Origin of the sequence: Thermoflexus sp., assembly GCF_025055495.1 — a bacterium.
Lineage (GTDB): Bacteria > Chloroflexota > Anaerolineae > Thermoflexales > Thermoflexaceae > Thermoflexus.
In genome coordinates, this window is record NZ_JANWXB010000309.1 from 1 (window position 1) to 8,185 (window position 8,185).

The 8,185-nt window shown below is 63.2% G+C and carries 7 protein-coding genes; 1 reads left to right on the plus strand and 6 read right to left on the minus strand.

Going from position 1 to position 8,185, the window contains the following annotated elements; all coding sequences use genetic code 11:
- Window positions 1-71 precede the first annotated feature (71 nt).
- On the minus strand, window positions 72-1,052 hold the full coding sequence (locus NZM16_RS09750; protein WP_295480175.1) for a S1 RNA-binding domain-containing protein: 981 nt from the start codon (window positions 1,050-1,052) through the stop codon (window positions 72-74).
- Window positions 1,053-1,327: 275 nt separating this feature from the next.
- On the opposite strand from NZM16_RS09750, the gene ndk reads away from it, so the two are divergent.
- Window positions 1,328-1,780, plus strand: coding sequence for a nucleoside-diphosphate kinase (gene ndk / locus NZM16_RS09755; protein WP_295480177.1), 453 nt, complete (start codon window positions 1,328-1,330; stop codon window positions 1,778-1,780).
- Window positions 1,781-2,153: 373 nt separating this feature from the next.
- Here ndk and fabD read toward each other — a convergent pair whose 3' ends face one another.
- The 5 genes from fabD to NZM16_RS09780 form a co-directional block, all read right to left on the minus strand.
- Complete coding sequence (gene fabD, locus NZM16_RS09760; RefSeq protein ID WP_295480178.1) at window positions 2,154-3,101, minus strand: ACP S-malonyltransferase; 948 nt, start codon at window positions 3,099-3,101, stop codon at window positions 2,154-2,156.
- Window positions 3,098-4,114, minus strand: coding sequence for a hypothetical protein (locus tag NZM16_RS09765; RefSeq protein WP_295448260.1), 1,017 nt, complete (start codon window positions 4,112-4,114; stop codon window positions 3,098-3,100). The genes fabD and NZM16_RS09765 overlap by 4 nt, the downstream gene beginning before the upstream one ends.
- Window positions 4,115-4,639: 525 nt before the next feature.
- Window positions 4,640-5,401, minus strand: coding sequence for a ParA family protein (locus tag NZM16_RS09770; RefSeq protein WP_295448263.1), 762 nt, complete (start codon window positions 5,399-5,401; stop codon window positions 4,640-4,642).
- Between the two features lie 182 nt (window positions 5,402-5,583).
- A complete protein-coding gene (locus NZM16_RS09775) occupies window positions 5,584-6,945 on the minus strand; it encodes a replication-associated recombination protein A (protein ID WP_295480179.1) in 1,362 nt (453 codons plus the stop codon).
- A gap of 126 nt (window positions 6,946-7,071) precedes the next feature.
- Window positions 7,072-7,779: a guanylate kinase gene (locus tag NZM16_RS09780; RefSeq protein WP_295448268.1), complete on the minus strand. Its 708-nt coding sequence runs from the start codon at window positions 7,777-7,779 to the stop codon at window positions 7,072-7,074.
- Window positions 7,780-8,185 lie beyond the last annotated feature (406 nt).

Consider the following 8,185-nt stretch of genomic DNA (forward strand, 5'->3'; position numbering starts at 1 on the left):
CTTCGGCGGCCTCGCCCCCCTGAATCCTTATGAAATCGAAGGCAGGATCCGTGCCAGGGAAATACGACCAGCTAATTGGTGGACAGCGATTCCAGCGGAGGGATCGATCGGCCGCGGGCCTGAGCTTCCTTCAGCGCCCGCTTCAGAGCGTAAGCCATCACCGTGAGCTCCTCCTCAGCGGGTTCGGCTTCAGGGGCGGGAGCCGATCGCGAGGGGACCGCTTTCTGAACGGGCGGTTCAGGCTCTACTTCTTTGACATGGAGGAGTCCCCTTAGGCTGAGCCGGATCTGCTTCTTCTCAGGGTCCACCAGGATGATGCGGGCCTCGATTTCCTGGCCCTCCTGGAGCACCTCGGAGGGATCCTTCAGATTGCGCACTCCGAATTCGCTGATATGGATCAGGGCGTCCCGTTCCGCTCCGATATCCACGAAGGCCCCAAACTTCTCCACCCGGGTGACCTTGCCCCGGGTTAGCTCGCCGACCTTCAAGTCCTCCCATTTCATCGAGGGCGGCGGGATCATGGTCAGACGCAGCCGGCGTTCGCGGCGGCTGGCGCTGACCACCCAAACTTTCACTTCATCGCCTACCCGGAACAATCCCGTGGGATCCACACGGCTCTCCCTACGAATCTGGGATGCCGGAACGAATCCCTCCACCGGCGCGTCGATATCCACATACACACCGCCGGGTTCCACTCGCGTGATCCGACCCGTGAACTCCCGGCCGGGCTTCAATTGCCCCCAGCCATAGGCGGCCGGGCGGATCATCGTGAGGCTCAGCAGGTTTTTCTTCCGGTTGACCTGCTTGACCCATGCCGTCACGCGATCGCCGGGTTTCAGCACATCGGAGACCCGAAGAACCGGTTGTGGGCTTAACTGGGAGATATGAATAAAGCCGGGGATCTCAGAGCCGATGTCGACGAAAGCGCCTGCGGGAGTGACGGTGAGAACAACTCCTTCTACTTGCATCTTCGGGCGAAGGGATCGAAGGGGAACTTTGACGGAGCTCTCTGCCTCCTCTTGCTGTTCTAAGACCACAGGGCTCGTTTCCATGGCTGCTTACCCCCCTCCTTGAGTGGGTTTGGATGAATTAGGAGTGCGATCCGTGCTTACTTTCACAATTTTACGCCAGAAGGAACAGCCTGGCAAACTACTCCTTGTCCGGCTTTGGATTCGGGATTTTCGGGAGCAGGGCGGAGAGCTAAAGGCTCCCACCCCGCCCCCAAAAGATTTTCCCTGCTCCAGCTCCCTAAATCTCGAATTCATAGCTGGCCAAAGCACTATGCTATAATCTCATCCTTGTGAACCATGACCCAGGAGGCCAGACCGTGGAGCGAACGCTGGTCCTGATCAAGCCGGATGGAGTTCAGCGGGGGCTGATCGGAGAGATCATCTCCCGACTGGAGCGTCGCGGGCTGAGGATCGTGGCGATGAAGATGATGCAGATCTCTCCTGAGCTGGCCGCGCGCCATTATGCGGTTCATCAGGGCAAGTCCTTCTACGAGGGCCTGATTCGTTACATCACCTCCGGCCCGGTGGTGGCGATGGTCGTAGAGGGCCCCAGGGCCATCGAGGTCGTCCGGAAGACCATGGGCGCGACAGATCCCGCGAAGGCGGAACCCGGGACCATCCGGGCGGACTTCGGCCTCACCATCGGACGTAACCTAGTTCACGGATCGGATGGGCCGGAGACCGCGGCCTTTGAGATCCCGCTGTTCTTCCGGGAGGATGAGATCCTCTCTTATACGCGGGATCTGGATCGTTGGATCCTGGATGAGTGATTTCGACCAGTTATGAATTGGGGGTTCAGGGAGCAAGCCGGTCTGAAGGGTGATGGCCCCTCCCCCATTTCTCCCCCCTCTCCACAGCCCTCTGGGCCGTGGAGAGGGGGGAGACAAAATCGTTCAGGGGCGGTGTGGGGGGCCTTCAGCCTCCCGCACCGCCCTTGAAAACCCCAAATCAGAGTAGTCGCTCCCCATGATCGTGATGAAGATATGGCTCCTTGAAGGGGAGCGTTCCCACCCCTCTTCCCTCTCCCCGTGCGGCCTTGGCCGCTCAGCGATCAATTTTCGTGGAATGCGGGCCGCCGACGGCGGCCTCGCCGACAAATAGGTAGGGGCACCGCGCGCGGTGCCCCTACCTACTTTGGGGAGCCTAATCGAGCGCCCGCAAGGCCTGTTCCAGGGTCTCCGGGTCCTCCACCCGAAGGGTGCGAGCTTCCGGGGCGATCCGGCGGATCAGACCGCTCAGCACATCGCGAGGGCCGAATTCCACGAAGATCCGAACGCCGTTTTCGATCATCCACTGAATGCTCTCCGTCCATCGGACCGGGGCCGTCAGCTGCTGGGCCAGCTCCACCCGCAAGTCTTCCGGAGTGCTTTGCAGGGGGCGGGCCTGCACGTTGCTGATCACCGGGATGCTTGGCCGATGAAAGGGCGTGGCCTTCAACACGGCCTGGAAGGGCTCTACCGCCGGGGCCATCAATGGGGAATGGGCGGCGATACTGACCGCCAGTGGGACGACTCGTTTCGCTCCCCGACCTCGGGCGAGCTCGCCCGCGCGGGCCACCGCGGCTTTGCCGCCGGAGATCACGAGCTGACCCGGACAGTTATCATTAGCGACGACGACGGCCTCTCCGGTTTCCTGGCTGGCTTCCGCGCAGATCTCTTCCAGGGCTGCTCGCTCCATCCCCAGCACGGCGGCCATGGCCCCCGGCTGTTGCTCCCCCGCCCGCTTCATCCAGCGTCCGCGCTCCTGCACCAGATACAGGGCATCCGGGAAGGAGAGCGCGCCCGCTGCCACCAGCGCGGTGAACTCCCCCAAGCTGTGGCCGGCCACCAGATCCGGCGAGGGCCCGCCCCGGGCCTGCCAGGCCCGCCACGCGGCGATGGAGACCGTGAGGATGGCCGGTTGGGTGTAGAAGGTGTCGTTCAGCTGCGACTCCGGCCCCTCAAAGCACAGACGGGAGAGCGCATAACCCAGCCGGTCGTCCGCTTCCTCGAACACCTCGCGGGCTTCGGGAAACGCTTCATAGAGGGCCCGGCCCATTCCCACATACTGTGAGCCCTGCCCTGGGAAAACAAAGGCGAGACGTCCGCTCATGCGTTACTCCTGGGGTTTGGCGTGAAGGTCTGGACGATGCGATCGATGAGCTCCAAGAAGAACCGCTGTCGGAAGCCGGCGATGAAGGCGAGCAGATACATGAAAAGCGGATTGGCCGGCGTGGGCACCCCCTGGATGGTGAGGAAGCCTACCGTGATGATCATATAAATGATCATCCCGATCATGCTCCCAAGGAGCGGCTGAACGAGATACCACATCACATACTGACGATCGAAATCCCGTTTGATCGCCACGTGCCAGTAGAGGCTGTAGAAGATGCCACATACCCCACCCAGGCCGCCCCACATGATCGGCTCCCAGATCCCTTCATAGCCCGGAGGGACCACCCGGGCGCTGTAGCTCCGACCGTCCGTCAACGCCCAGAGGTAAAGCCCCAGCCAGGCGATGCCCCAAACGAAGACGAAAAGCCCATAGGTGTAGGACCATCGCCAGAGCCGGCGGGCGATGGCATAACGGGTCTGGGCGAGGCTGTAATAGTATTCGGCCTCGTCATAGCCGTCTGGGGAGAGGAGGGCCTCCCGAGCTTGCTTCAGCCATGCCAGGGCCTGTTCCGCGGTTCCTGCATCGGGGATCGCCCCGCTGGCAATGCGGCGATAAAGCTCGTCGATCCGTGTGTTCAGCTGACGAAGATGGGCTTCATCCACCCCACGTGCACGAGCGGTGGCAGGTCTTTCCGGGGGCATAGCGGTTGTGGGAGCTCGTTCCATGGATGGCTCTACTTCCGCGCGGGTTTCCACAGTCGCTTTCGGCGAATCCTCCATGGGGCTGAGAGCTTCCGGCATCAGCAGTCCCGGAATGCGCAGCGCCCGCATCGGCGCATGGGGGTCCACTTCGACGGTCTCCGCGGGCGCGCCCGCAGGCTCCCAGCGCCAGTCCGGCGGAGGCGCCCAACCTGGGATCCCGGAGGTGGCAGCGGACGCGCGCGCGGCTTCCAGGGCGAGAAACCGGAAACCATCGCCATCCTTCGGCGGAGTCGAGGCGGCAACCTCCACCGAGACCTCCGAAGGCTTCGATGAGGGGGCCGGCTCGAGAACGGGTGAAGGGGCTCCTTCGCCTCCCCGTGTTTCCTCCAACGGGGAGGAAGAGAAGGCCTCGCTCGAACGCGACGCCGGCTCCGAGGGAGACGCCTCCGGTGTCTGCCCGGGCAACTGGGTGGGCTCCACCCATTCGGTCAACCCGGCAAAGAGCGCGCGACCTCTGCCCCGCACAGAGGTTTCTGGCTTTCCTCGCCTTCCCATTGCAGCGTTCCAGACCTCAAGATGCCTGATCCTGGAAAGGGCCCTGTTGATCGGACCGATGCCCCTGCTTCTGCTTCGTTTCGTTCGACTCGTTGCACGACTGGGTGGAGGGTCCGCCCCACATCCTTTCTCCCCCCTCCCCATAGCCCAGGGGATGTGGGACCGGGGGGACCCTTGGCCCCAAGCTCCCACCTCCCTATGGCCTGAAGGGCTGCGTGGAGAGGGGAGAGATGGCTTCCACGACACGGGATTGGATACCAGGATGGGCAGGGAGCCCGATCATCCCCCACCCGCTTCCTCAATCAGCGCAGCCAGTCGGCGATAAGCCTGGGCCCCAGGGTGGCTGGCCATATAATCCAGCAGGCTCTGCCCGGCGACCGGAGCCTCCGCGAAACGGATGCTTTGGGGGATAAAGACCTGAAACACCTTTCTTCCGAAGGCGGCCGTCAGCTCCGCGAGCACGTCTCGATGATGGCGAAGATGGAGCTGCACCATCGTCGGCAGGATACCCAGCAGCTCGATGGAAAGCCCCAATTGCTGGCGCAACCGCCCGATCGCGATCAGCAGCCCTTTCAGGCTGCGAAGGGAGAGATAATCCGGCCGAATGGGGACCAGAAACGCATCCGCGGCGGCGATGGCGTTTACCGTAAGGGGACCCAACCCGGGCGGCGCGTCGATCAGGATGTAGGCATAGCGTCCCTGAATCGGTTGAAGGGCCTCCCGAAGCCGGTAAGGCCAGCGCGGGCGCTGGTGCAGGCTCAGCTCTGCCTGGTTCAACTGAAAGGAAGCAGGGATGATATCCAGAGAGGGCCGGACGTTCCGGATCACCTGAGTAATGGCGATGCCTTTCATGAGCGATGCCTCGATGGTTAACGAGAGATCCTCGTTCAACCCGAAAGCCGCTGTTAGCGCCGCCTGGGGGTCGAGATCCACCAGCAGGGTCGGGACGCCGCGCTCCGCGAGGGCGACGCCGAGATGGACCACCGTTGTGGTTTTGCCGACTCCCCCCTTCTGGCTGACCACTGCAATCGTTCGCGCCACGGGGACCTGCCTTCGCGCATAACTTGCCAGCTCGGCTGAACAGGCATCGTTCCCCCTCGCGGCCTTTCAGGCGGGAGGGGCAAGAATCGGATTCTGGAAGCAGGCGAGGCTGCCCAAGGCGTCCTCACCCGCCCTAAAAAGCCCTACCGAGAAGAGACGAGGGGGCACGCGCTCCTTCCTCTTCAGACATCCGAGGATCCAGAGCCTTCATGGCCCTCTACGTTCTCGCCCCACCAGCGGCGGAGTCGCTCGGCGATCTCCCGTTCGTAACCCTGGTCCGATGGCACATAAAAGCGGGCCCGAGGGAGCCCCAGGGGCCAGTAAGATTGCCGAACGAAGTGCCCTGGAAACGTATGAGGATATTGATAGCCCCGGCCATGGCCCAGGGCCTCGGCGTCCCGGCTGGCGTCCTTCAGGTGGGCAGGGACCTCGCCCGCTCCGTGCGCTCGAAGGAATTCCAGGGCCTGGAAGAAGGCGCCTGTGCGGTTGCTCTTAGGGGCAGTGGCCAGATAAAGGGTCGCCTCGGCCAGATGATAAGCCGCTTCCGGCATCCCTACCCATTCCAGGGCCTGGGCACAGGCGGCCGTCAGGACGATCGCCATCGGATCCGCCAGCCCCACATCCTCCGCGGCCAGGATCAACAGGCGCCGCATAATGAATCGGGGATCCTCTCCAGCATCCACCATTTTCGCCAGCCAGAACAGGGCGGCATCCGGATCGCTTCCTCGGATCGATTTGATGAACGCACTGATCGTATCGTAATGGGCCTCCCGGTCATAGGCCAGGGCCCGTCGCTGGACGACGGCCTGGGCGGTTTCCAGCGAGATGCGGATCACCCCATCGGGATCCGGCGGGGTCGCGCTGACAGCCAGCTCCAGCGCGTTCAGCGCGCTGCGGGCGTCCCCTTCGCTCAGGCGAGCCCAGAATCGGAGGACTTCCTCAGAGACCCGGATGGGCTGTCCGCCATAACCGTTCTCCGGGTCGGAGAGCGCGCGTTGGAGCAGCTGAAGGACTTCCTCCTCTGTCAAGGGTTGAAAGTAGAAAACGCGGGAGCGGGAGACCAAAGCGGGGACGACGGCGAAGTAGGGGTTCTCGGTGGTGATGCCGATGAAAACGACCGTGCCGTCTTCCACATAAGGCAACAGGGCATCCTGTTGCACCCGGGTGAAGCGATGCAGCTCGTCGACGATGAGGATCGTCCGCTGGCCATACAGGCGACGGCGCTCCTGAGCTTCATGGATCACCCGGCGCAGGTCCGGGAGGCCCGTGGTGACCGCGCTCAGGGGCTCCACATGGGCCCGGGCCGCCTGGGCGATCAGCCCAGCGAGGGTGGTCTTGCCGGTGCCTGGCGGGCCCCAGAAGATCATGGAGTTCAGCAGTTTCCCTTCTTCAATGAGGCGTCGGAGGGGAGCGCCTGGCCCGATCAGGTGAGCCTGGCCCACGAACTCCTCCAGGCGTCGAGGGCGCAGGCGCGCCGCCAGAGGGGCCTCTCGCCGAACCGCTTCCGCCCGACTATAAGAGAAAAGATCTTTCTCCCCAGTCATCCGTCAAGTCGCTTTCCCGAGTCCGTTGGGGATCGCGCCTTCGTTCCCCGGAGGGCGGAGGCACCGCCAGAGGGGATGCCCCTGCTTCCCCAGTCACGGTTCAGAGCCCATACCAAGGGCGCCGGATTATAACTCGCTTCCTGAAACCTCGGCCGGATGCTCCAGATGAGCCCGGCGGGGATGCGCCCGACAATGCTCCGTGCGGATGATCGCCAGGATGTCGTTCACCGCCTCATCCAGATGCTGGTCACGGTTGACGACCACGTAATCGAAATCCGTCCAATGCCGGAGCTCCTCTTCCACTGCCTGCAGCCTTCGGGCGATGGATTCCACGGTTTCCGTGCCGCGGGCCCGGAGGCGCTCGATGAGCTCTTCCCGGGAAGCAGGGATCACGAAAATAAAGACAGCGTCCGGGATCAGACGCCGGAGCGTGGCGGCCCCCTGTACATCCACGCGCAGGATGACATCCTTCCCGCTGGCCAGGGCGTTTTCGATTTCCCATCGGGGAATCCCTTTATAGTCCCCGTAAACGATCGCATATTCCAGGAACTCCCCGGCCTGGATGCCGGCTTCAAATCGCTCCCGGGAGAGGAAGTGGTAATCTACCCCATCGACTTCACCCGGACGGGGGGGGCGGGAGGTGGCCGTGACGACGAAGTGGAAAGGGACTTTTAACTCCTTCATCCGCCGGATGAGGGAGTCTTTCCCGGCCCCCGAAGGCCCGGAGATCACCACCACCAGGGGCCAGGTCGGGCGCCGAGCCAGTTCCTCCAGCGTGGTAGGTTCCTCTAAGGAAACAGACTTTTGAGCTTGCGAACCTTTCAGATCACTCATCGGACTCCGTGAGCTCGAGCGCAATTTCTTACAGACGGGTGCGGTGGATTCTCCCCGGACGAGCTGGATGAACCGCTTCCCTTGCGTCTAAAGAGCTGAGGTGTAATTTCTACTCATTTTACCTGGAGTTTGAGGAAGCGGCAGGTAGCCTGGATGTCCGACTGGCCTAAAAGGCCGTGGGGAGGGGGAGAAAAAAGATGGGGGGGCTGGCTGGACCGCAGCGCCTCCTGGGTCCGCGCCATCCGGTATAATGAAGAACGAACCCATCATCGGACAGTTTCGGCTTGGATGAGGCGGGCGGGGGGGCCCGCCGGGGTGGGCCCCCCCCCCCCCCAATCCGATTAAAACGATTACCGCCCAGCACCGAGGGGCGGGGGGGGGGGGTGGGGGGGAGGTGCCGCCCACC